Annotated in this window: 16 protein-coding genes and 4 pseudogenes; 15 read left to right on the forward strand and 5 right to left on the reverse strand. The window is 74.8% G+C overall.

Annotation, left to right across the window (positions count from 1 at the left end; genetic code table 11):
- The first annotated feature begins 12 nt into the window (after positions 1-12).
- The 7 genes from glgX to BJF88_RS08745 are packed head-to-tail and all read left to right on the forward strand — an operon-like array spanning position 13 to position 8315.
- Positions 13-1962 carry a glycogen debranching protein GlgX gene (gene glgX / locus BJF88_RS08725; protein ID WP_369824531.1) on the forward strand — a complete coding sequence of 650 codons (1950 nt, stop codon included), beginning with the start codon at positions 13-15 and terminating at the stop codon, positions 1960-1962.
- Positions 1959-2261: a hypothetical protein gene (locus BJF88_RS23355; protein ID WP_369824532.1), complete on the forward strand. Its 303-nt coding sequence runs from the start codon at positions 1959-1961 to the stop codon at positions 2259-2261. The genes glgX and BJF88_RS23355 overlap by 4 nt, the downstream gene beginning before the upstream one ends.
- The gene (gene treY, locus BJF88_RS08730) at positions 2258-4897 is read left to right on the forward strand and encodes a malto-oligosyltrehalose synthase (protein WP_369824533.1); all 2640 of its coding nucleotides are present in this window, start codon (positions 2258-2260) and stop codon (positions 4895-4897) included. The genes BJF88_RS23355 and treY overlap by 4 nt, the downstream gene beginning before the upstream one ends.
- Positions 4894-5985, forward strand: a complete 1092-nt coding sequence (locus BJF88_RS23360) for an alpha-amylase family glycosyl hydrolase (RefSeq protein WP_369824534.1) — start codon at positions 4894-4896, stop codon at positions 5983-5985. The genes treY and BJF88_RS23360 overlap by 4 nt, the downstream gene beginning before the upstream one ends.
- Positions 5871-6761, forward strand: coding sequence for a DUF3459 domain-containing protein (locus tag BJF88_RS23365; RefSeq protein WP_369824535.1), 891 nt, complete (start codon positions 5871-5873; stop codon positions 6759-6761). The genes BJF88_RS23360 and BJF88_RS23365 overlap by 115 nt, the downstream gene beginning before the upstream one ends.
- A gap of 14 nt (positions 6762-6775) precedes the next feature.
- Positions 6776-7678: a PPK2 family polyphosphate kinase gene (locus tag BJF88_RS08740; protein ID WP_083648993.1), complete on the forward strand. Its 903-nt coding sequence runs from the start codon at positions 6776-6778 to the stop codon at positions 7676-7678.
- Positions 7665-8315 (forward strand): hypothetical protein, encoded by a 651-nt coding sequence (locus tag BJF88_RS08745; protein WP_139315979.1) that lies wholly within the window; start codon positions 7665-7667, stop codon positions 8313-8315. The genes BJF88_RS08740 and BJF88_RS08745 overlap by 14 nt, the downstream gene beginning before the upstream one ends.
- Here BJF88_RS08745 and zapE read toward each other — a convergent pair.
- Positions 8312-9363 (reverse strand): annotated as a pseudogene (gene zapE / locus BJF88_RS08750) (cell division protein ZapE). The gene BJF88_RS08745 and the pseudogene zapE overlap by 4 nt on opposite strands.
- A 37-nt stretch (positions 9364-9400) precedes the next feature.
- Between zapE and BJF88_RS08755 the strand changes: the two are divergent.
- Complete coding sequence (locus tag BJF88_RS08755; RefSeq protein ID WP_075828515.1) at positions 9401-10225, forward strand: dihydrofolate reductase family protein; 825 nt, start codon at positions 9401-9403, stop codon at positions 10223-10225.
- A 5-nt stretch (positions 10226-10230) separates the two neighbouring features.
- Complete coding sequence (locus tag BJF88_RS08760; RefSeq protein ID WP_075828516.1) at positions 10231-10728, forward strand: hypothetical protein; 498 nt, start codon at positions 10231-10233, stop codon at positions 10726-10728.
- Between the two features lie 46 nt (positions 10729-10774).
- Here the strand turns inward: BJF88_RS08760 and BJF88_RS08765 are convergent.
- The 3 genes and pseudogenes from BJF88_RS08765 to gndA all read right to left on the reverse strand — a co-directional run bounded on the left by BJF88_RS08765 (position 10775) and on the right by gndA (position 14202).
- Positions 10775-11499, reverse strand: a pseudogene (locus BJF88_RS08765) (aspartate/glutamate racemase family protein).
- Complete coding sequence (locus BJF88_RS08770; protein WP_255371899.1) at positions 11492-12760, reverse strand: carboxylate--amine ligase; 1269 nt, start codon at positions 12758-12760, stop codon at positions 11492-11494. The pseudogene BJF88_RS08765 and the gene BJF88_RS08770 overlap by 8 nt, the downstream one beginning before the upstream one ends.
- Complete coding sequence (gndA, locus tag BJF88_RS08775; RefSeq protein ID WP_075828517.1) at positions 12757-14202, reverse strand: NADP-dependent phosphogluconate dehydrogenase; 1446 nt, start codon at positions 14200-14202, stop codon at positions 12757-12759. The genes BJF88_RS08770 and gndA overlap by 4 nt, the downstream gene beginning before the upstream one ends.
- A 241-nt stretch (positions 14203-14443) precedes the next feature.
- On the opposite strand from gndA, the gene BJF88_RS08780 reads away from it, so the two are divergent.
- From BJF88_RS08780 to BJF88_RS08800, 5 genes and pseudogenes are all read left to right on the forward strand, one after another.
- Positions 14444-15037 (forward strand): DUF3000 domain-containing protein, encoded by a 594-nt coding sequence (locus BJF88_RS08780; protein WP_075828567.1) that lies wholly within the window; start codon positions 14444-14446, stop codon positions 15035-15037.
- Positions 15034-16339: pseudogene (locus tag BJF88_RS08785) on the forward strand (HRDC domain-containing protein). Before BJF88_RS08780 ends, BJF88_RS08785 begins: the two are co-directional and overlap by 4 nt.
- A 252-nt stretch (positions 16340-16591) precedes the next feature.
- A complete protein-coding gene (locus BJF88_RS08790; protein ID WP_255371900.1) occupies positions 16592-17392 on the forward strand; it encodes a peptidoglycan bridge formation glycyltransferase FemA/FemB family protein in 801 nt (266 codons plus the stop codon).
- Positions 17393-17590: 198 nt separating this feature from the next.
- A complete protein-coding gene (locus BJF88_RS08795) occupies positions 17591-18919 on the forward strand; it encodes a thiolase family protein (RefSeq protein WP_075828518.1) in 1329 nt (442 codons plus the stop codon).
- 2 nt (positions 18920-18921) lie between these two features.
- Positions 18922-21143 (forward strand): annotated as a pseudogene (locus tag BJF88_RS08800) (3-hydroxyacyl-CoA dehydrogenase NAD-binding domain-containing protein).
- Positions 21144-21183: 40 nt separating this feature from the next.
- On the opposite strand, the gene BJF88_RS08805 reads toward BJF88_RS08800, so the two are convergent.
- Positions 21184-21780: a PIG-L deacetylase family protein gene (locus tag BJF88_RS08805; RefSeq protein WP_255371901.1), complete on the reverse strand. Its 597-nt coding sequence runs from the start codon at positions 21778-21780 to the stop codon at positions 21184-21186.
- A gap of 253 nt (positions 21781-22033) precedes the next feature.
- On the opposite strand from BJF88_RS08805, the gene BJF88_RS08810 reads away from it, so the two are divergent.
- On the forward strand, positions 22034-23131 hold the full coding sequence (locus tag BJF88_RS08810; protein WP_075828519.1) for a glutamate--cysteine ligase: 1098 nt from the start codon (positions 22034-22036) through the stop codon (positions 23129-23131).
- Positions 23132-23157 lie beyond the last annotated feature (26 nt).

The following is a 23157-nucleotide window of genomic DNA, read 5'->3' on the forward strand; positions in this document are numbered from 1 at the left end:
CATCCTCAGGGGATGCAGACCTGGCCTGGCCATCCCTACCCCCTCGGGGCGACCTACGACGGCACGGGCACCAACTTCGCCCTCTTCTCCGAGGTCGCCGACCGCGTCGAGCTGTGCATCCTCGACGACGACGGCACCGAGCAGCGCGTCGAGGTCGAGGAGGTCGACGCGCACGTCTGGCACGTCTACCTGCCGGGCATCGCCCCCGGCACGCGCTACGGCTACCGGGTCCACGGCCCGTACGACCCCGCCAACGGGCACCGGTGCAACCCCGCGAAGCTGCTCCTCGACCCGTACGCGAAGGCGATCGAGGGGCAGGTCGACGGCGACGAGTCGCTGTACTCCTACCGGTTCGCCGACGCGCAGGACGCGGACGCCGGTCACGGCGACGACGAGGGAGCGGGCGACGACGAGCAGGCGCCGCCCCCCGCTCCCCCGCTCAACGACGACGACTCCGGGCCGCACACGATGGTGTCCGTCGTCGTCAACCCCTTCTTCGACTGGGGCCACGACCGGCCGCCGAACCGCGACTACCACGACAGCGTCATCTACGAGGCGCACGTCAAGGGCATGACGATGCGCCACCCGGACGTGCCGGAGGAGCTGCGCGGCACGTACGCCGGCATGGCGCACCCCGCCGTGATCGAGCACCTCAGCTCGCTCGGGGTCACGGCCGTGGAGCTCATGCCCGTCCACCAGTTCGTCAACGACCCGCACCTGGTCGACCAGGGCCTGTCGAACTACTGGGGCTACAACACCATCGGCTTCTTCGCGCCGCACAACGGCTACTCCGCGTTCGGCACGCGGGGCGAGCAGGTCATGGAGTTCAAGTCCATGGTCAAGGCGCTGCACGAGGCCGGCATCGAGGTCATCCTCGACGTCGTCTACAACCACACCGCGGAGGGCAACCACCTCGGGCCGACGCTGAGCTTCCGCGGCATCGACAACAAGGCCTACTACCGGCTCGTCGACGGGGACGAGGCGCACTACTTCGACACCACGGGCACGGGCAACTCGCTGCTCATGCGCTCGCCGCACGTCCTCCAGCTCATCATGGACTCGCTGCGCTACTGGGTGACGGAGATGCACGTCGACGGCTTCCGCTTCGACCTCGCGGCCACCCTCGCGCGCCAGTTCCACGAGGTCGACCGCCTGTCGGCGTTCTTCGACATCGTCCAGCAGGACCCCGTGGTGTCCCAGGTCAAGCTCATCGCCGAGCCGTGGGACCTCGGCGACGGCGGCTACCAGGTGGGCGGCTTCCCGCCCATGTGGACGGAGTGGAACGGCCGCTACCGCGACACCGTCCGCGACTTCTGGCGGGGCGAGCCGTCCACCCTGCCCGAGTTCGCGAGCCGCCTCACCGGGTCCTCGGACCTCTACGAGCACAGCGGCCGCAAGCCCATCGCGTCGATCAACTTCGTCACGGCGCACGACGGCTTCACGCTCAACGACCTCGTGTCCTACAACGAGAAGCACAACGAGGCGAACGGCGAGGGCAACAACGACGGCGAGAGCCACAACCGGTCGTGGAACTGCGGCGTCGAGGGCCCCGCGGACGACCCCGAGGTCCTCGCGCTGCGGGCGCGCCAGCGCCGCAACCTCCTCACGACGCTCCTGCTCTCCCAGGGCGTACCCATGCTCGCGCACGGCGACGAGATCGCCCGGACGCAGGGCGGCAACAACAACGGGTACTGCCAGGACAACGAGATCACCTGGATGGACTGGGACTTCCTGTCCGACGAGGACGGGGACGGCTCCGGCGACGACGCGGGCGTCGGCGCGGCGGACGCAGCGAGCGGGACGAGCGACGGGCGCTGCTCGACTTCGCCCGGCGCCTCGTGTGGCTGCGCCGCGACCATCCCGTGCTGCACCGCCGGCGCTTCTTCGTGGGGCGCGACGGCGGCACCGGCGCGGACGACCTCCCCGACATCGAGTGGCTCGACATCACCGGGGCGCGCATGACCCAGGAGGACTGGGACCACAGCTACGCCCGCACGGTCATGGTGTTCCTCAACGGCGACGCCATCCCCGAGACCGACCGGCGGGGCGAGCCGATCGTGGACGACTCGTTCCTGCTCCTGCTCAACGCGCACTCCGAGGAGCTGGAGTTCACCGTCCCGCCCGAGCGGTACGGGGAGAGCTGGGACGTCGTGCTCGACACGGACGGCACGCTCGACGTGGGCGACGCGCTGCGGCCCGGGGACACGGTCCCCGTGACCGGGCGCAGCGTCATCGTCCTGACCCGGCCGCCGTCGTCGTGACCGCCCCCGCGACCCCCGGGCCGCGCGCGCCCGGCGACGGTGCCGCCCGTGCCGAGCCCGTCGTGCCCGTCGTGCCCGTCGTGCCCGTGTCGACCTACCGGCTCCAGCTCGGGCCGGACCTGTCGTTCGACGACGCCGCGCGCCAGGTGCCGTACCTCGCCTCGCTCGGCGTCACGCACCTGTACCTGTCGCCGGTGCTGCAGGCGGCGCCCGGCTCGACGCACGGCTACGACGTGGTCGACCACGCCCGGGTCAGCGCGGAGCTCGGCGGGCGCGCGGGCCTCGAGCGGCTCGCGCAGGCGGCGCACGGCGCGGGGCTGGGCATGGTGCTCGACGTCGTGCCGAACCACATGGCCGTCCCCACGCCCGCGTGGCACAACCGCGCGCTGTGGTCGGTGCTGCAGGAGGGCCCGCGGTCGCCGTACGCGTCGTGGTTCGACGTGGACTGGTCGTCCGACGACGGCGCCGTTCTCATGCCCGTGCTCGGCGTGCGGCTCGGCGACGCGCTCGCCGGCGGCGAGCTGGCGCTCGACGAGATCGAGGTCCCGGACGAGCGCGGCGCGGCGACCCGCACCACCGTCCTGCGCTACTACGAGCACGTCTTCCCCGTCCGCGCCGGGACCGAGGACCTGCCGCTCGCCGAGCTCGTCGAGCGCCAGCACTACCGGCTCGCGTACTGGCGCGTCGGTGACGAGGAGCTCAACTACCGGCGGTTCTTCGACGTCGGCACGCTCGCGGCGGTGCGCGTCGAGGACGAGGACGTGTTCGACGCGACCCACTCGCTCGTGCTCGACCTCGTGCGCACGGGCGTCGTCGACGGGCTGCGCATCGACCACCCCGACGGCCTGGCGGACCCGGCGCAGTACCTCGAGCGGCTCGCCGAGCGCACCGACGGCGCCTGGGTCGTCGTCGAGAAGATCCTCGCCGGCGAGGAGCAGGTGCCGCCGGACTGGGCCACGGTCGGCACCACCGGGTACGACGTCGCGTGGCGGCTGCAGCAGCTCTTCGTCGACCCGGGCGGCCGGGCGGGCCTCGACGCGACGATGACCCGGCTCACGGGCGCGGCCCCCGGCGGCCTCGAGGCGGTCGTCGAGCAGGCCAAGCGCGAGGTCGTCGCGGGGCCCCTGTACGCCGAGGTGCACCGCCTGACCGACCTGGCGGCCGCGGTCTGCCACGACGACCCGCGCCTGCGCGACCACACGTGGCGCGGGCTGCACCAGTGCCTGCGCGAGCTGCTCGTCGCGTTCGACCGGTACCGCGCGTACGTCGTGCCGGGGACCACGCCGCGGCACGAGGCCGTGCGCGCCGTCGAGGAGGCGGCCGCGCGAGCGCGCACGCACCTGGACCCGCAGCGCGCCGAGACGCTCGACGTCGTCGTCGACCTCGTGCTGGGGCGCGAGGCGGGCAGCGCCGGCCGGCGCCGCGAGCCCCGTCGCGACGAGCTCGTCGTGCGCTTCCAGCAGGTCTGCGGGGCGGTCACCGCGAAGGGCGTGGAGGACACGGCCTTCTACCGGTGGACCGAGCTCGTGAGCCTGTGCGAGGTGGGCGGCGAGCCCGACCGCTTCAGCGTCGGCGTGCACGACTGGCACGCGTTCGCGCAGCGCTTCGCCGCACTGACCCCCCTGGCGCTCACCGCCGGGTCGACGCACGACACGAAGCGCGGCGAGGACACGCGGGCAGCGCTCGGCGTGCTGTCGGAGGACACGGCGGGCTGGGCCCGGCTCGTCGACGAGGTGCGCGCGGCCAGCGCGCCGTACCGCGGCGTGCTGGTCGACGGTCTCGCGGAGAACCTGCTCTGGCAGACCGTCGCGGGCACGTGGCGCCCGGTCGCGGCCGGCGCGTCCGGCACGAACGACAACGACGGCGACGGCGACGGCGACGGCGGTGGCGCTCCCGCCCGCGCCCCGGGGGCGATCGACCCCGACCGGCTCGTCGACTACCTGCGCAAGGCGCTGCGGGAGGCGAAGGTCCGCACCTCGTGGACGGGCACCGACGAGGCGTACGAGCGGGCCGTGGAGGAGCTCGCACGGCACGCGCTCGAGGACCCGCTCGTGCTGGGTGCGTTCGAGCGCTGGTCGCACGACCACCGCGAGGAGCTGCGCGCCGCGAGCCTCGGCATCAAGCTCGTCCAGCTCACCGCCCCCGGCGTGGCGGACGTCTACCAGGGCAGCGAGTCCTACGAGCCGACGCTCGTGGACCCGGACAACCGGCGCCCCGTCGACGTCGACGACCTCGGACGGCGGCTCGCACGCCTCGACGACGGCGGCGTACCCCGTACGCTCGGCGACGAGAAGCTGCTCGTCACGTCCCGCGCGCTGCGCCTGCGGCGCGAGCGCCCCGAGGCGTTCGTCGGCCCGGACGCCGGGTACGCCCCGCTCGCGACGTCGACCCCGTGCGCGCTCGCGTTCGCGCGGACGGCCGGCGGGCGCGCGCGCGTCGTCACCGTCGCGACGCGCCTGCACGGCACGGTCCGGCGCCTCGGCGGGTGGCGCGACCACGTCGTCACGCTCCCGGAGGCGGCCGCGGGCTGGCGCGACCTCCTCACGGGTCGCCACGACCCGCCGGGGACGGTGACCCTGGACGGGCTCCTCGAGGACCTGCCCGTCGCGCTGCTCGTCGAGGAGGACCACGCATGACCCCCGTCCCCCCGCCCCGCGGCACGCCGATGCTGTCGGTCCCCGGGGCACGCCCCCTCGTGTGGGCGCCCGCGGCGCGCCAGGTGGAGCTGCTCCTCCCCGAGCAGGGTGCCGGGACGTTCGACGGCGCCCGTCGCGAGCCGCTGCGGCTCGTCGGCGCGCACGTGCCGGGCTGGTGGGGACACGACCACGAGCTGCCGTGGGGCACCGACTACGGCTTCGCCGTCGACGGCGGCCCGGGCCGCCCGGACCCGCGCAGCCCGTGGCAGCCGTACGGCGTGCACGGCCCGAGCCGCACGTTCGACCCCGCGTTCGCGTGGACCGACGACGCGTGGACCGGTCGCGACGTGCGCGGCGAGGTGCTCTACGAGCTGCACGTCGGGACGTTCACGCCGCAGGGCACGCTCGACGCCGCGATCGACCGGCTCGACCACCTGGTCGACCTCGGCGTGGGTGCCGTCGAGCTCATGCCGGTCGCCGCGTTCGGCGGTCGCTGGGGCTGGGGGTACGACGGCGTGCACCTGTTCGCCGTGCACGACCCCTACGGCGGCCCGCGCGCGCTGCAGCGGTTCGTCGACGCCGCGCACGCGCGCGGTCTCGCGGTGGTGCTCGACGTCGTCTACAACCACCTCGGGCCGTCGGGCAACTACCTGCCCGAGTTCGGCCCGTACTTCACCGACGCCCACCACACGCCGTGGGGCGCCGCGGTGAACCTCGACCGCTCGGGCAGCCGCGAGGTGCGCGAGTGGATCGTCGACGACGCCGAGCGCTGGTTCGTCGAGTTCCACGTGGACGGGCTGCGGCTCGACGCCGTGCACGCCCTGCTCGACGACTCCCCCACGCACGTGCTCACCGAGCTCGCGCGCCGCGTCGAGCGCGTCTCCCAGACGCTCGGACGGCCGCTGACCCTGATCGCGGAGTCCGACGAGAACGACCCGCTCACGGTCACGGGCCCCGACCAGGCGGCCGCGGCATGGACGCGCAGTGGGCCGACGACGTGCACCACGCGGTGCACGCCCTGCTCACCGGCGAGCGGCAGGGGTACTACGTCGACTTCGGCCCGCTCGCGGTGCTGCGCAAGGCGCTGACGGGCGTCTTCGTCCACGACGGGACGTTCTCCACCTTCCGCGGGACGCCCTGGGGCCACCCCGTGCCGCCCGGTACCGACGGGCACGCGTTCGTCGTCTTCGCCCAGAACCACGACCAGGTCGGCAACCGTGCGCAGGGCGACCGTCCCTCTGCCGTCCTCGACGCGGGCGGCCTCGCCGTCGCCGCCGCGCTCGTCCTCGCCTCGCCCTTCACGCCGATGCTCTTCATGGGCGAGGAGTGGGGGGCGACGACGCCGTGGCAGTACTTCACCGACCACGACGACCCCGCCCTCGCGCAGGCGATCCGCGAGGGCCGTGCCGCGGAGTTCTCCGGGCACGGCTGGGACGACGACGCGCCCGCGGTCCCGGACCCCCAGGACCCGGCGACGCGCGACGCGAGCGTGCTCGACTGGTCCGAGCCGCACCGCCCGGAGCACGCGCGGCTGCTGGACTGGTACCGCACCCTGATCGCCCTGCGCGCGCGCGACGACGTCCGGTCCGGCGACCTGTCCGCGGTGCGCGTCCACGGCCCGGACGGCGACGCGGACGACGCGTCCAGGGAGGAGGACCGGCACGGCCCGCACGACGGCCCGGCGTTCGTCGTCGACCGGCGGACGGTCGCGGTCGCGGTGAACCTCGGGCGCGAGGCCCGCACGGTGCGGGTCGCGCTGCGCGGCGTCCCCCGGATCCTCGCGGCCTGGGACCCGGCCACGACGGTCGAGGGACAGCTGGTGCACCTGCCGCCGCGCGCGGTCGCCGTCCTGTCCTGGGTGTGAGTAGCCTCGCCCCCATGGCAGCGGCGAAGAAGGCGAGAGCGAAGGCACGGCCGACGAACGGGGCGCGGGTCGCCGCCGGCTGGGACGCTGCGCCGACGGAGGTGCTGCGCGCCCGCGACGGCTTCGACCTCGCGTCGCTCGACCGCTCCTCCACCCCGGGCTTCTCCGGCGGCAAGGCGGCCGGCCGGGCCCTCGTCGCGCAGCACGCCGACGAGCTGTCCGACCTCCAGGAGCGCCTCTTCGCCGAGGGCCGCACCGGCGGCTCGCGGTCCGTGCTGCTCGTGCTGCAGGGCATGGACACCGCGGGCAAGGGCGGCATCGTGCGGCACGTCGTCGGGCTGGTCGACCCGCAGGGCGTCGCGCACCGGTCGTTCGGCGTGCCCACGGCGCAGGAGCTGCGGCACCACTTCCTGTGGCGGGTGCGGCGCGAGCTGCCCCGCCCGGGCTACATCGGGGTGTTCGACCGCTCCCACTACGAGGACGTCCTCGTGGCCCGCGTCCGCGAGCTCGTCGAGCCCGCGGTGCTGGACAGGCGCTACGACGAGATCAACCGCTTCGAGGCCAAGGCCGTCGCGTCCGGCACGACCGTCGTCAAGGTCGCGCTGGTCGTGTCGTACGAGGAGCAGCGGGCACGCCTCGCCGAACGCCTCGAGCGCCCGGACAAGCACTGGAAGTACGACCCGTCCGACGTCGACTCCCGCGCCCTGTGGCCCGCGTACCAGGACGCCTACCAGGTGATGCTCGACCGCACGAGCACCGACACCGCGCCGTGGCACGTCGTGCCGGCCGACCGCAAGTGGTTCGCGCGGCTCGCCGTGAGTGAGCTCCTGCTCGACGCGCTGCGGCGCCTGGACCTCGGGTGGCCGGCGGCGGGCTTCGACGTCGAGGAGGAGAAGCGTCGCCTTGCCGCGACCTGAGGTGGACGACGGGGGCGGCCCCAACACGGCACGACGACGCGCGGGCAGGCACGCCGCCGTCGACGAGGTCGGTGGGGACCTCGCCAAGGTCCGGGTCCGCACGGCGATCGCGCGCACGGCGTTGTGGTGCGGCCGCGTGCTCCTCGCAGCGTCGGTCGTCCTCGTGGTCGTGTGCCGCGCGACGCGCGACACCTGGGCCGACGGCCCGTTCGACGACGCCGGGTTCGCCGCGCACGGGATCCCGTCGCTCACCATGGTCGTGCTGTTCGTGACCGCGCTCACCGCCCCTCTCACGCTGTTGCCCGTGGGATCGGCGGTGCTCGTGCGAGTCGAGAAGGGAGGCCTGACCGTGCCGACGGTGCTGGGCCGTCGGTCCGTCCCGTGCGCCCGAGCGCGCGGTCGCGTCCTCACTCTCCCGGGAGGTGGCTTCGGGCTGTCGTTGCTCGTCGTCTCGGGCCCGCGCGGGAGGTGGGTCGTCGTCGGGTCCTCGAGCGTGTGGGGAGCTGAGGACAGCGCCAGGCCGCTCTCGACCGCCCACCGGGCGCACCCGGCCATCGGCTGGCTCGTCCTTGCCGTGTGTGTCGTCGCGACCTCCGCGATCCACACCGCCGGCGGCGTCGCCGCGGGTGTGTACTAGCGAGCGACGAGCGAGCGCCCGTCCTCCGCGAGCGCGCCGAGCCGGGACAGCGCGCGGTAGTACTTCTTGCGGTAGCCGCCGGCGAGCATCTCGTCGGTGAACAGGCCGCTCTCCCCCGCACCGCCGAGCAGCACCGGCACGTCGCGGTCGTAGAGGCGGTCGACGAGCACGACGAGGCGCAGTGCCGCCGCCTGCTCCGTGACGGGGCGCACGCCGGTCAGGGCGACGGCCTCGACGCCGTCGAGCATCGCGCCGTACCGGCTGGGGTGCACCTGCGCGAGGTGCTCCAGGAGGGCGTCGAACGTGTCGAGCGTCGTGCCCGGACGTCCCGCCGCGACCGCGCGGACGGCGTCCTCGGGCAGCGGCGCGGAGTCGGTGACGACCGACCGGTGCCGGTAGTCCTCGCCGTCCACGCGCAGGACCTCGAACCGGGCGGCGAGCGCCTGGATCTCCCGCAGGAAGTCCTCCGCCGCGAACCGCCCCTCGCCGAGCGCCTCGGGCAGGGTGTTCGACGTCGCGGCGAGCGCGACCCCGCGGTCGGCGAGCTCGCGCAGGAGCCGCGACATGAGCACGGTGTCGCCCGGGTCGTCGAGCTCGAACTCGTCGATGCACACGAGCTTCTTCGCCGCGAGCGCGTCCACGGTCGGGGCGAACCCGAGCGCGCCGACGAGGTTGGTGTACTCGACGAACGTGCCGTAGGCGCTGGCGTCGAGCCCGACGGCGTGCGCGAGGGACGTGAGCAGGTGCGTCTTGCCCACGCCGAACCCGCCGTCCATGTACACCGCCGGCGGCTCGGCCCGGCGCGTGCCGAACAGCCCCCGGCGCGGCGGCCGCACGATCGCGGCGGCGACCTCCTCGAGCCGGGCGACGGTGCTCGCCTGGCTCGGGTACCGGGCGTCGGACCGGTACGTCGAGAAGCGTGCGTGCTCGAAGTGCGGGGTGGGACGAGGTCGGCGAGCAGGCGGGACGGGGAGACCGACGGCCGCACGTCCGCGAGGGCGCGGACGCCGCGGGCGGTCGCGCCGCCGGGTGCTGGCGCTGGAGTCACGAGGAAACAGCCTACGCCTGCGGCTACCGTGGCCGCTGTGAGCACCGCCACGCCCGACACCCTCCCGCCGCTCGACCAGCTCGTGCCCGTCGCGCGCCGCCTGCCGCCGGACCCGCGCGAGGAGACGCTCGCCGCGCTCTACGCGGACGAGGAGCCGCGCCGCGGGGCGTGCACGGTGCGGGCGAACATGGTCGCGAGCCTCGACGGCGCCGCGTGGGGTGCGGACGGCCGGTCGGGGTCGCTCAACGACGCGGCCGACTGGCGCGTGTTCCGCGTCCTGCGCGCGCTGGCCGACGTCGTGCTGGTCGGCGCGGGGACCGCGCGCGCCGAGGGGTACAGGGCGCTCGACCGTCCGCGGGGCCTCGAGCACCTGCGCCCCGCGCCGCTCGAGCTGGCCGTCGTCACGCGCTCGGGCCGGGTTCCCGAGCGCCTGCGGGTCGGCGACCGTCCCCCGTTCGTCCTGACCGGGTCCGACGGCGCGGCGCCGGCCCGCGCGGCCGTCCCGGCGGAGCGGGTGGTCGTCGTCGGCCCGGGCGGCGACCTGGACCTCGTCGCGGGGCTCGCGGAGCTCGCACGCCGCGGTTTGCGGCGGGTCCTCGCGGAGGGCGGCCCGTCCCTGCTGGGCGACCTCCTCGCCGCGGACCTCGTCGACGAGCTGTGCGTGACGACGACGCCGCGCGTCGTCGGTCCCGGCCCGGGGCGCATCGTCGCGGGGCCGCGGCCGGACGCCGCGGCGGAGAACCACGCCGGCACCGTGCTCCCGCGGGACGCCCGCCTCGTGCACCTGCTGCACGCGCCGCAGGACCGGGACGACTCCCCCGCCGGCACGACGCTCGCGCGCTGGTCGCTGCCGATAGGCTGACCGGCGTGACCGACACCATCCTCGTCCTCACCGAGGACACCCTGAACCCGGCCGACGTCCAGCACATCCTCGCCCTGCACGCTGCGGACCCCGCCGCCGAGGCGCTCGCCTACCGCGTCCTCGTGCCCGCGGACACCGAGCGCAACGTCATCTCGGGGATCATCGACCACCTGAGCGTCGGCGAGCTCAAGGAGGCGTGGGACGAGGTGGTCGGGCGTGAGCCCACCCGGGACCAGGCCACGGCGACGGCGGCGGAGCAGCTCGAGAGCAGCATCGCGGAGCTGCGCGCCGCAGGTCGGGACGCCGACGGCTCGGTGACCGACGACGACCCGCTCCCGGCCCTGCGCAAGGCGGTGTCCTCCGGCGACGTCCGGGAGGTCGTCGTCGTGACGTACCCCCACGCCGTCGAGGACACGTTCCACACCGACTGGGCCTCGCGCGCCCGCGACGAGCTCCACGTGCCGGTGCTGCACCTGTACTCGGGCACGAGCGAGCTCGGCTGAGTCCCGCTCGCAGGGGCCGGCCGCGCGGGACGGTCCGGCGTGCCCGTCAGTCGCGCACGCGGTGCTCGGACCGGCGGATCGTCGCGCGCGCGAGCTGGTCCATCGAGTCCAGGTAGACGGGATCGGCGAGCAGCCCGTGGTCGACGGCGACGACGGACAGCTCGGTGCACCCGAGGATGACGACCGACGCACCGCGCGCCACGAGCCGCGCGGTGACGCCGCGCACCGCGTCGAGGTCGACCGGGCGGCCCGCCTTGACCTGCTCGTAGATGATCTGCGACACGAGCGCCTGGTCCGCGTCGTCCGGCACGAGCGTCTCGACGCCGTGCGCCGCGAACGCGTCCTGGTAGACGCCCGAGGCGGCGGTCCCGGCGGTCGCGAGGAGCCCGACCGTCGTCAGCCCGGCGACGCGCTCGCGCGCGGCGTCGACCGTCGTGCCGATGATCGACACGAACGGCACGCGCACCGCGTCGAGCACCTGCTGCGTGAAGTAGTGCGCGGTGTTGCAGGGCATGACGAGGAACGAGACGCCGAAGGCTCGAGGCGCTGCGCGTCGCGCGCGAGCACCGGCCCCGGGTCGGCGTCCGAGCGGCCGAGCACGAAGTCCGTGCGGTCCGGGATCGTGGCGTGGTTGAGCACGACCATGTCGAGGTGGTCCTGGTCGCGCTCGGCGTCGGTGAGGGAGACGACGCGCTGCAGGAAGTAGGCGGTCGCCAGCGGCCCGACGCCGCCGATCACGCCGACCGGCGGGCGCTCGTCGGCGTCAGCCACGCCCGCCGTCCGGGGCCGGGCCGCGGTACGCGGCGGCGCGGAACGCCGACACCGGGTAGAACTGCGCGAACTTGCGCACCTGCCGCAGCTCGGAGAGCCGGACCCACAGGTCCCGCCGCCAGGCACGGTCGCGGCGGTACCGCAGCGGGTGCGCGACCCGCTTGACCTTGCGCAGCCGCGCCGCCACGGCCCGGTCCCCCGCCGCCCGCACGTAGCGGCGCAGCAGGAACCCCGGCACGATGCGGTAGAGCACGGGCACGCGGCGCGGGTCGGGCACGCGACCGCCCTGCAGGTGCTCGCCCACCCAGTACATGGCCGGGTTGATCCCGCTCGCCGTGAGGTAGTAGTTGGAGCGCCCGGTGCGCGGGTTGAGCTCGAAGAAGTAGCCGCGGCCGTCGCGCGGGTCGACCTTGACGTCGAAGTTCGCGAAGCCCATCCACCCCAGGTGCTCGACGAGCCGGCGCGCGTCCGCCTCGATCTGCGGCAGCGGCCCGGTGAGGATCGCGGCCGGGTTGCCCAGCGTCCCGGGCGTGTGCTCCTCGATCAGCACGTGCCCGCCGTGCGCCATGCGCACCCGCCCGTCGGCGCCGGAGAACGTCGTCATGATCCGCATCTGGGAGTCGTTGCCCGGCACGAACTCCTGGACCACGAACGGCTTGCGGTACCCCGCCTCCCCGGCGGTGCGCAGCAGCCACTCGAGCTGGCCGCGGTCACCGAGCTCGTGCACCTTGCGCTTGCCCGCGAACTGCGTGTGGTGCCAGGCGACGTTGTCGCCCGGCTTGGCGATGATCGGGAAGCGCAGGTCGAGGTCGCCCACCGGCTCGCCGCCGTGCCGCACCACCGTGCGCGGGTGCGGCACGCCGAGCTCGACGCACAGCTCGGAGAACCGCTGCTTGTCCATCACGCGGTCGAGCAGGTCCGTGGTGGTGTACGGCACCACGGCGACGTCCTCGATCTTCGCGCGGTGCTCGGCGAGCGCGCGCACGTACCAGTCCGTGCACGTCACGACCATGACCGGGGCCTTCGCGCCCGCTGCGATCTCGCGGATCGTCGCGACCATGACCTCCGGGTCGTCGAGCCGGGGCTCGACGACGTTCGTGAGGATGGTCGAGTACCGCACGTTGCGCGTCGCGACGATCGTCACGACGGTGCTGCGCACCCCGTACGCCTCGTGGAACGCGCGCGCGAGGCTGTAGGCCCCGGCGTCGCCACCCAGGATGACCGGGTGGACGACCGCCGGGCGCAGGACGCGTCCGCTCACGCGTCGCCTTCGCGCGTCTCGCTCCGGTCGCGCGACCACTCCGTGTGGAACACGCCGGGCCGGTCGACGCGGCGGTAGGTGTGGGCGCCGAAGAAGTCGCGCTGGGCCTGGATGAGCGCCGCGGGGAGGCGCTCGGCGCGCACGCCGTCGTAGTAGGCCAGCGACGAGGCGAACGCGGGGGTCGGCACGCCGTTGAGCGCGGCCTGCGCCACGACGCGGCGCCACGCGGCGAGCCCGTTGCCCACCGCGCCGGTGAAGTACTCGTCGGCGAGGAGGAGCGGGAGCTGCACGTTGCGCTCGTACGCCTCGGTGATCCGGTTGAGGAAGCGCGCGCGGATGATGCAGCCGCCGCGCCAGATGCGGGCCATCGCGCCGCGGTCGATGTCCCAGCCGTACTCGGCGGAGGCCGCGGCGATCTGGTCGAAGCCCTGCGAGTACGCGACGACCTTCGACGCGTACAGCGCGAGGCGCACGTCCTCGACGAACGCGTCGCGGTCGGTGATCTCCCAGGACCCCGCGTCCGCGGGCAGCGCCGCGCGGCCGGCCTCGCGCTGCGGCACCGAGCCGGACAGGGCGCGGGCGAACGTCGCCTCGGCGATGCCGGTGATCGGCACGCCGAGGTCGAGGCCGTTCTGCACGGTCCAGCGACCGGTGCCCTTCTGCTCGGCCTGGTCGAGGACGACGTCGACGAACGCCTGGCCGGTAGCCGCGTCGACGTGCTGGAGCACGTCGGCGGTGATCTCGATGAGGAACGACTCGAGGTCGCCCGTGTTCCACTCGGCGAAGATCTTGCCGATCTCGGCGGCGGAGGCGCCGAGCCCCTGCTTGAGCAGGTCGTACGCCTCGGCGATGAGCTGCATGTCGGCGTACTCGATGCCGTTGTGCACCATCTTGACGAAGTGGCCCGCGCCCTCGGGACCGACGTACGTGCAGCACGGGACGCCGTCGACCTTCGCCGAGATGTCCTCGAGGATCGGGCCGAGGCTCGCGTAGGACTCGCGCGTGCCGCCGGGCATGATCGACGGGCCGTTGAGCGCGCCCTCCTCGCCGCCGGACACACCGGTGCCGACGAAGTGCAGGCCCTTGGCGCGCAGCGCGTTCTCGCGGCGGATCGTGTCCGGGAAGTGCGCGTTGCCCGCGTCGACGACGATGTCGCCCTCCTCGAGGAGCGGCAGGAGCTCGTCGATGACCGCGTCCGTGGCCGGGCCGGCCTTGACCATGATCACGACCTTGCGCGGCCGCTCCAGCGAGGCGACGAAGTCCGCCATCGACTCCGACGGCACGAAGTCGCCCTCGTGGCCCGCCTCGGCGATCAGCGACTGCGTCTTGGCGTACGAGCGGTTGTGCACCGCGACCGTGTAGCCGTGGCGGGCGAAGTTGCGGGCCAGGTTGCGGCCCATGACCGCGAGTCCGGTCACGCCGATCTGTGCACGTGCTGCCATCTGCTTCGCTGCTCCTCGGGATCGGTACCGGCTCGCTGCGCGGTGCGCGCCGCTCGGCAGCGCGCGCGGTGCCGAGCACGGTCCTCCGCGCGGGTGCCTCCGGTACGGGGCGGGTACGCGGACAGCCTAGTCCCCCGACCGCGCCGCGCCCCGCCCGCGCCAGCATGCGGGCGGCGGTCACGATTCGATGCGTCCGCGCGCCACGGCACCGCCCGCCGCGGCGGGCTCGTACGGTGCTGAGGTGACCACCCCTCACGGGATCGACGCCCCCGCAGAGTTCCGCGCGGCGCTCGAGACGATCGGCGCCCGTCGCGTGCGCCCGGAGGTGGCCCTCCACGAGGTCCCCTCACCGCGCCGCGTCGCGCCGTTCTCCGCCGCGCTCACGGGCCACGTCGCCGCTCCCGGCGGCGAGGACGCCGAGCTCGCGTCCGGACGCTTCGTCGTCCTGCACGACCCCGACGGCCAGGAGACGTGGCGCGGCCGGTTCCGCGTCGTGACGCTCGTGCGCGCCTCGCTCGAGCCCGAGATGGCGACCGACGCGCTCTTCGCCGAGGTCGCCTGGACGTGGCTCACGGACGCCCTGCGGGAGACCGGCGCCGCCGCGCACACCGAGAGCGGCACCGTCTCCCGCGTGCTGTCGCAGAGCTTCGGCGCCCTGGCGGGCCGCCCGGACGACGTCGAGCTCGAGCTGCGGGCGTCGTGGACCCCCGCGACGCCCGACCTCGGCGCGCACCTCGAGGCCTGGGCCGAGCTGCTGTGCACGGCCGCCGGCCTGCCGCCCCGCACGGACGGCGTCACGCCGCTGCCCGCGTCACGCCATACCGTGGTGCCATGAGCTCGGCCGCATCACCCCTCGCCCCTCCCCCCGACCGTCCCGCCGACCGCCCGGACGCGGGCCCCGAGGAGCCGACCGGGGCGAGCGCGACGCCGCGGCCCGTCGTCCCCCTCACGGAGCCGGCCGACGGCCTCGCCCGGTGGTGGACGCGCCCGCCGCCCTCGACCGCGTCGTCGAGGCCTTTGCCGCCGGGACGGGGCCCGTCGCGGCCGACGCCGAGCGCGCGTCCGGCTACCGCTACGGCCAGCGCACCTACCTCGTGCAGGTCCGGCGCGAGGGCGCCGGGACGGCACTGATCGACCCCGTCGCGCTGCCCGACCTGTCCGCCCTGCGCGACGCCGTCGGCGACGCCGAGTGGGTGCTGCACGCCGCGTCCCAGGACCTGCCCGGCCTCGCGGAGCACGGCCTCGTGCCGGCCCGCGTGTTCGACACCGAGCTCGCGGCGCGGCTCCTCGGCATGGAACGGGTCGGCCTCGCCGCCGTCGTCGCGGACGTGCTCGGGCTCGGCCTCGCCAAGGAGCACTCCGCCGTCGACTGGTCGACGCGACCCCTGCCGCCCGAGTGGCTGCGCTACGCCGCGCTGGACGTGGAGGTCCTCGTGCCGCTGCGTGACGCGCTCGCCGCCCGGCTCGAGGAGTCGGGCAAGGCCGGCTGGGCCGCGGAGGAGTTCGAGGCGGTGCGCACCGCACCGCCGCCCGCTCCCCGGGTCGACCGTGGCGGCGCACGTCCGGCACCCACACGCTGCGCGACGCACGCCGCCTCGCCGTCGTGCGCAGCCTGTGGGAGGCGCGCGACGCGAACGCCCGACGGCGCGACGTCGCCCCGGGACGCGTGCTGCCCGACCGCGCGATCGTCGCCGCCGCGGAGGCGCTCCCGCGCACCGTCGCCCAGCTCGTCGAGGTCCCCGCGTTCGCCGGCAAGGGCACGCGCCGCCGCGCCGCGTACTGGCAGCGCGCGATCGACGAGGCGCTCGCGCTGCCCGCCGGGGCGCTCCCGTCGCTCCGGGGACCGCGCAGCGACGCTCCGCCGCCCCCGCGCGCCTGGGCGGACCGCGACCCCGCCGCGGCGGCGCGGCTGATCGCGGCGCGGGCGGTCGTCACGGAGCTGTCCGAGCGCCTGTCCGTGCCCGTCGAGAACCTGCTCCAGCCGGACGCGCTGCGCCGGCTGTGCTGGACCCCGCCGGAGCCGCTCGACCCCGCGTCCGTCGCCGCCTTCCTGCGAGGCCGCGGGGCGCGCGAGTGGCAGGTCGGCCTGCTCGCGGAGCCTCTCGCGACCGCGTTCGCCGCGCCGCAGGGCGGGTAGGGTCGGGCCGTGCTCGACGCGAACCTGACGATCCGGACAGTCACCGACCGCACGGCCTGGGACGCGAGGTGGACGCGCTCGGCGGCCACCCGCTCCAGCTGTGGGGCTGGGGCGAGGTCAAGGCGCGGGCGCCTGGCGCCCGCACCGCCTGCGTGTCACCGGTCCGGACGGCTCGGTCGTCGGGCTCGCCCAGGTGCTCGAGCGCCGGCTGCCGCGCAGTTCAAGGCGCTGAGCTACGTCCCGCGCGGGCCCGTGGTCGTCGGCGACGCGGACGGCACGAGCGACGACGCGACGCGGTCCGCGGTGACGCGCGCGGTGGTGGGGTGGTGCCGCGAGGAGGTGGGCGGCGTCGGCGTGACCCTCGAGCCGGACTGGGACGCGGGCACGCCGCTCGACCTCCCCGGCTCGCAGCCGGCCGTCAACCCCGTGCTCTACCCGACCACGCTGATCCTCGACCTGCGCCAGGACGACGACGCGCTCATGGGTGCCATGGCGAAGAAGACGCGCCAGTACATCCGCAAGTCCCAGCGCGAGGACCTGGAGTACCGCGCGGTGACGACCGCGGCGGAGCTCGACGCGTGCCTCGCGATCTACCGCCGCACCGCCGAGCGCGCCGGCTTCGGGCTGCACGACGACGACTACTACCGCCTGGTGGCCACCGAGCTCGGCGACCACTCCCCCGTCTTCGCCGCGTTCGCGCGCTCCGCGCCGGACGGCCCGCACGAGCGCCCCGTGGCGTTCGTGTGGTTCGCCGCCTCGGCGCGCACGTCGTTCGAGCTCTACGGGGGCATGGACGACGAGGGCCAGCGGCTGCGCGCGAACTACGGCCTCAAGTGGCACGCGATCACGGCGATGCGCGAGCGCGGCGTCGTGCGCTACGACGTCAACGGCCTCCTCAACGACGGGATCTCGACGTTCAAGCGCGGGTTCGCGGGCCACGAGGACGAGCTCGTCGGCAGCATCGACGTGCCGTTCTCGATGTGGTACTCCGCGTGGAACAAGGGCCTGCCGACGGCGAAGAAGGTCGTCCGGCGCCTGCGCGGCGCGCGCTGACCCCCGGCGCCCGGCCCCACGCACCGAGACCCGGTATCGCACCGCGCGATACCGGGTCTCGTCATGCCGTAGCATCGGTCTCGTACTTTCCCGATACCCGCGGTAGCGTGTATCACCGAGCGGTGTCGCTCCGGACACCGCCGTCCCGACCATCTGCCCGGTCCACGAGGCCGGACCACCCGACCGGATGGAGATGCCATGACCGTGGCCGAGACCGTGGCCGACGACGCCGCGGGCGCGACGCCCGCCGCCTCACCCCACGCCCGCACGCAGGCCGCGCGCCGCCGCGCGGTCCGCGACGTCGTCTTCGTCGAGGGCGTGCGCAGCCCGTTCGGCAAGGCGCGGCCCGACGGCATCTACGCCGAGACGCGCGCGGACGACCTCGCGGTGAAGACGGTCCGCGAGCTCCTGCGACGGCGGCCCGAGCTGCCCGTGGAGCGGGTCGACGAGCTCGCGCTCGCCGCGACGACGCAGACGGGCGACCAGGGCCTGACCCTGGGTCGCAGCGTCGCCGTGCTCGCCGGGCTGCCGAAGTCGGTGCCGGGCTTCGCGATCGACCGCATGTGCGCCGGCGCGATGACGGCGGTCACGACGACCGCGGCGAACGTCGCCGTCGGCGCGCAGGACGTCGTCGTCGCGGGCGGCGTCGAGCACATGGGGCACCACCCCATGGGCGAGGGGTCCGACCCGAACCCGCGGTTCGTCGCGGAGAAGCTCGTCGACTCCTCGGCGCTCGTCATGGGCGCGACCGCGGAGAACCTGCACGACCGCTACCCGCACCTGACGAAGGAGCGCGCCGACGCCTACGCCGTGGCGAGCCAGGCCAAGTACGCCAAGGCCCTCGCGAACGGCGACATCGCCCCCGGCCTCGCGCCGATCGCGACCCGGTCCACCGAGCTCGGCTGGGGCCTGGCCACCGCCGACGAGCTGCCGCGGCCCGGCACCACGGTCGACGCGATCCGCGACCTCAAGACGCCGTTCCGCCCGGGCGGGAAGGTCACCGCCGGGAACGCCTCCCCGCTGACCGACGGCGCGACGGCGTGCCTGCTGGCCGCGGGCGACGTCGCCGACGAGCTCGGCCTGCCCGCGCGCATGCGCCTCGTGGCGTACGCGTACGCGGGCGTCGATCCCGAGGTCATGGGCATCGGCCCCGTGCCCGCGACCGAGCGCGCGCTCGCGTCCGCCGGCCTGACGATCGACGACATCGGCCTGTTCGAGATCAACGAGGCGTTCGCCGTCCAGGTGCTCGCGTTCTGCGACCACTTCGGCATCGCCGACGACGACGAGCGCGTCAACCTCTACGGCGGCGCCATCGCCATGGGCCACCCGCTCGCGTCGTCGGGCGTGCGCCTCATGACGCAGCTCGCGCGCCAGTTCGAGCAGCACCCCGAGGTGCGCTACGGCCTGACGACCATGTGCGTCGGTCTCGGGATGGGCGGCACGGTGATCTGGGAGAACCCGCACCACGCCGAGTACTCGGGCCACACGGCCGCCGCGACCACCGTCGAGCACGAGGGAGACCGCTGACCATGAGCGAGACGACGACCAGGCCCGGCACGACGGCCGGCGACCAGACCATCGCGCCGCAGCCCCCCGCCGCGCCGCACGGCGGCACCGCCGGCCGCGGCGAGCGCGTCACGCACTCGCTCGTGCGCGACGTCGCGCTGCCGGGCGGTACGGGCACGCTCGCGCTGCTCACGCTCGACAACGGGCTCGACCACACCAAGCCGACGACGCTCGGCCCGCAGGGGCTCGCCGAGCTCCTCGCGGCCCTGCAGCGCCTCGAGCAGCGCGCCGCCGACGGCGAGATCGTCACCGTCGCCGTGACCGGCAAGCCGTACTTCCTCGCCGCGGGCGCCGACCTCACGATGGCGGCGGGCGTGCAGGCCTACGACGACGCCCTCGCGCTCGGCCGCGGCGGCCACGCCGCGTACTCGATCCTCGGCGGCCTGCGCGAGAGGACGGGCGTGCCGACGTTCGCGTTCGTCAACGGCGTCGCCCTCGGCGGCGGGCTGGAGATCGCGCTCAACTGCGACTACCGGACGGTCGCGTCCGACGCCGGGGCGCTCGCCCTGCCCGAGGTCGGTCTCGGCCTCGTCCCCGGCTGGGGTGGCGCGTACCTCGTGCCGCGCCTGCTCGGCATCGAGAAGGCCATGACGGTCATCCTCGAGCGCCCGGCGGCGAACAAGCCGTTCAAGGCCCGCGAGGCGCTCGACATCGGCCTGGTCGACGCCCTGTTCGACGCCCCCGACTTCCTCGAGTCCTCGATCCGCTGGGCCGAGTCCGTCCTGCGCGGCGACGTCGTGGTCGAGCGCCGCGAGCTCGACCCCGAACCGGTGTGGGACGCGGTCGTCGAGGGGACGCGACAGCGGCTCGACGCGGTCGTCGCCGGCTCGCGGCCCGCGCCGTACCGCGCGCTCGACCTGGTCGCCGCGGCGCGGAGCGCGACGAAGGATGAGGCGTTCGCCGCCGAGGACGTCGCGCTCGCCGACCTCATCATGAGCGACGAGATGCGGGCGAGCGTCTACGCGTTCCAGCTCGTGTCGAAGGGCAAGAAGCCGCAGGGCGCGCCGGACCCGAGGCTCGGCCGCCCGGTGACGCGCGTCGGCATCGTCGGCGCCGGGCTCATGGCGGCGCAGATCGCGCTGCTGTTCGCCCAGCGGCTCCAGGTGCCCGTCGTCATGCGCGACCTCGACACCGAGCGCGTCGAGAAGGGCCTCGCCTCCGTCCGCTCGACGGTGGAGAAGCTCGTGGGCTCGGGTCGCATGGCGCGCGACGTCGTGCCCGCATCGTGGCGTCCGTGCACGGCACGACCGAGCTCGGCGACCTCGCCGGCTGCGACGTCGTCATCGAGGCGGTCACCGAGATCCTGCCGCTCAAGAAGAAGGTGTTCGCCGAGCTCGAGGACGTCGTCGGGGAGGAGACCGTGTTCCTCACGAACACCTCGGCGCTGTCCGTCACGGAGATGGCGGCCGACCTGCGCCGCCCGGAGCGGGTCGTCGGGATGCACTTCTTCAACCCCGTCGCGCAGATGCCGCTCGTCGAGATCATCCAGGCGGCGGAGACGGACGACGCGGCGCTGGCCACCGCGTTCGCCATGACGAAGAAGCTCCGCAAGACCGCGGTGCTCGTCGCCGACCGGCCGGGCTTCGTCGTCAACCGTCTCCTCATCCTGCTCATGGCGAAGATCGTGGAGGCGGTCGAGAACGGCACGCCCGTCGAGGTCGCGGACCGCGCCGTCGCGCCGCTCGGGCTGCCGATGCCGCCGTTCGCGCTGTTCGACCTCGTCGGCCCGGCCGTCGGCCTGCACGTGCTCACGTCGCTGCGCGAGGACCTCGGCGACCGCTTCCCCGAGTCGCCCGGCCTGCAGCGCATCGTCGACGAGCAGGTCCCCGTCGTCCTCGACGCGCCGAAGGGCCTGCCGAAGCCGGTCGACCCGGCGGTCCAGCGCGTCTTCGGCACCGCAACCGCGGAGGCGGGCGGCGGCTCCGCGCCCCTCGACGAGGCCGGCGTGCTCGACGCGGTGCTCACCGCCCTCACGCGAGAGATCGGGCTCATGCTCGACGAGGGCGTGGTCGCGGACCCGTCGCAGATCGACCTGTGCATGATCCTCGGTGCCGGGTGGGGCTTCCACCTCGGCGGCATCACGCCGTACCTGGACCGGACCGGCTACGCGGAGAAGGTGCTGGGCCACCGGTTCCTGCCCGACGGCGTCGCGAACGTCCCCGCCGCCGCGCTGCGGCGCGCCTGACCTCCCCGGCCGTCGTCCGCCCGCCGGGCGACGGCCGGGATCAGTCCCACGTCATCCGGACCACCTCGAACGCGACCGCGTGCGTCACGCCGAGCGCCGACCCCGTCGGCCCGGTCATCGACGCCAGGAACTCCGCGGGGTCGAAGCCCTCCCACCCCAGCCCGTCGAGGTACGCCCGGTGCGCGCGCAGGGACGCGACGCCGTCGTCGAACGTCTCGCTCACGTCGACGGCGTGCGTGGGCACCGGCGACCCCGCGACCCACACCTGGCGGACGCCACCCCAGGGCTCGAGGCCCTCGTCCTCCACCTGGTCACGGAACACCCACCGGTTGCCGGCGTCGCGCACCGCGTCCAGCGCGGCCCGTCCGGTCGCCACGTGGTCCGCCTGGTTCGGCATGCCGCCGGGGAACGTCTCGCGGTGGTTGCCCGTGACGACGACGTCGGGCCGGTACCGGCGCACGACGCGCGCGATCTCGCGGCGCAGCGGCACGCCGTACTCGAGCACGCCGTCGGGCAGCCCGAGGAACTCCACCTCGTCGACGCCCACGAGCCGCGCCGACTCGACCTGCTCGGCCTCACGGACCGCGCGCGCCCGGTCGGGGTCCAGGCCGTCGATGCCCGCCTCGCCGCTCGTCACCATGCAGTACACGACGCGTTTGCCCTGCCCGGTCCACCGCGACCGCGGCCGCCGCACCGAACTCCATGTCGTCGGGGTGCGCGACGACCGCGAGCGCCGTCGACCAGTCCTCGGACAGCGGGGCGAGGGGCTCGCGCGTCTCGTCGGGGGTGCTCATGGGCCCACGCTAGGGGCTCGCTCCTCCGTCCTCACGTCGGGAGCACCGGCTCGCCCTCACCCGACGTGGCGGGTCCGGACGTGTGACACTTCCGGGGTGACACGGACCGTAGGTGTGGAGGAAGAGTTCCTGCTCGTCGGCGCGGACGGCCGGCCCGTCGCCAAGGCGCAGGAGGCGCTGGAGGCGACGGGGACGTCCGACAAGGACGGCGGAGCCGGCTCGCTGGAGTCGGAGTTCATGGAGGAGCAGCTCGAGACCGCGACGCACCCGCGCACCGAGCTGCAGGACCTCGCGAAGGAGATCCGCGCCGGCCGGGCGCGCGCGCAGGACGCCGCGGACCGCGTCGGCGCCCGCGTCGCCGCGCTGTCGACCTCGCCCCTGCCGTTCGAGGGCACGACGGTCTCGCGGCTGCGCTACCTGGAGGCGCGCGCGCAGTTCGGCCTGACGGCGCGCGAGCAGCTCACGAGCGGGTGCCACGTGCACGTGGCCGTGGCGGACGACGCGGAAGGCGTCGCCGTCCTCGACCGCATCGGTCCGTGGCTCGCGACGCTCCTGGCCGTCAGCACGAACTCGCCGTTCTGGCAGGGCGAGGACAGCGGCTACGCGAGCTTCCGCTCGCAGGTCTGGTCGCGGTGGCCCACCTCCGGCCCGGCGCGCGCGTTCGGCACGCCCGAGGCGTACCACGACGCGGTCGCGTCGCTCGTCGCCACCGGGACCATCCTCGACGAGGCGATGGTGTACTTCGACGCCCGCCTGTCCGCGCGCTACCCCACCGTCGAGATCCGGATCGCCGACGTGTGCCTGCACCCGGACACCGCGACGCTCGTCGCCGCGCTCGCGCGCGGGCTCGTGGAGACGGCCGCGCGCGAGGCGGCGGACGGGCGCGCGGCACCCGAGCTGCGCCCGGAGATCCTGCGCACCGCGTCGTGGCGCGCGGGCCGGTCGGGCCTCGCCGGGGAGCTCCTCTCGCCGCTCACGTGGCGGCCCGCGCCCGCGCACGACGTGGTGGGCCAGCTCGTGGCGCACGTGCGCGACGCGCTCGCCGACGCGGGCGACCTCGACGCCGTCACCGAGCTGCTCGGGCACGTCTGGTCCCGCGGCAACGGCGCGGCGCGCCAGCGGGCGTGGTTCGCCGACGCGGGCGGCGACCTGCGCGCGGTCGTCGAGCACGCCGTGGTCGAGACCCACGCGTGACGACGGTTCCGCCCGGTCCGGCACGG

The sequence above is a fragment of the Cellulosimicrobium sp. CUA-896 genome (assembly GCF_001942335.1).
In the GTDB taxonomy this organism is placed as follows: Bacteria; Actinomycetota; Actinomycetes; order Actinomycetales; family Cellulomonadaceae; genus Cellulosimicrobium.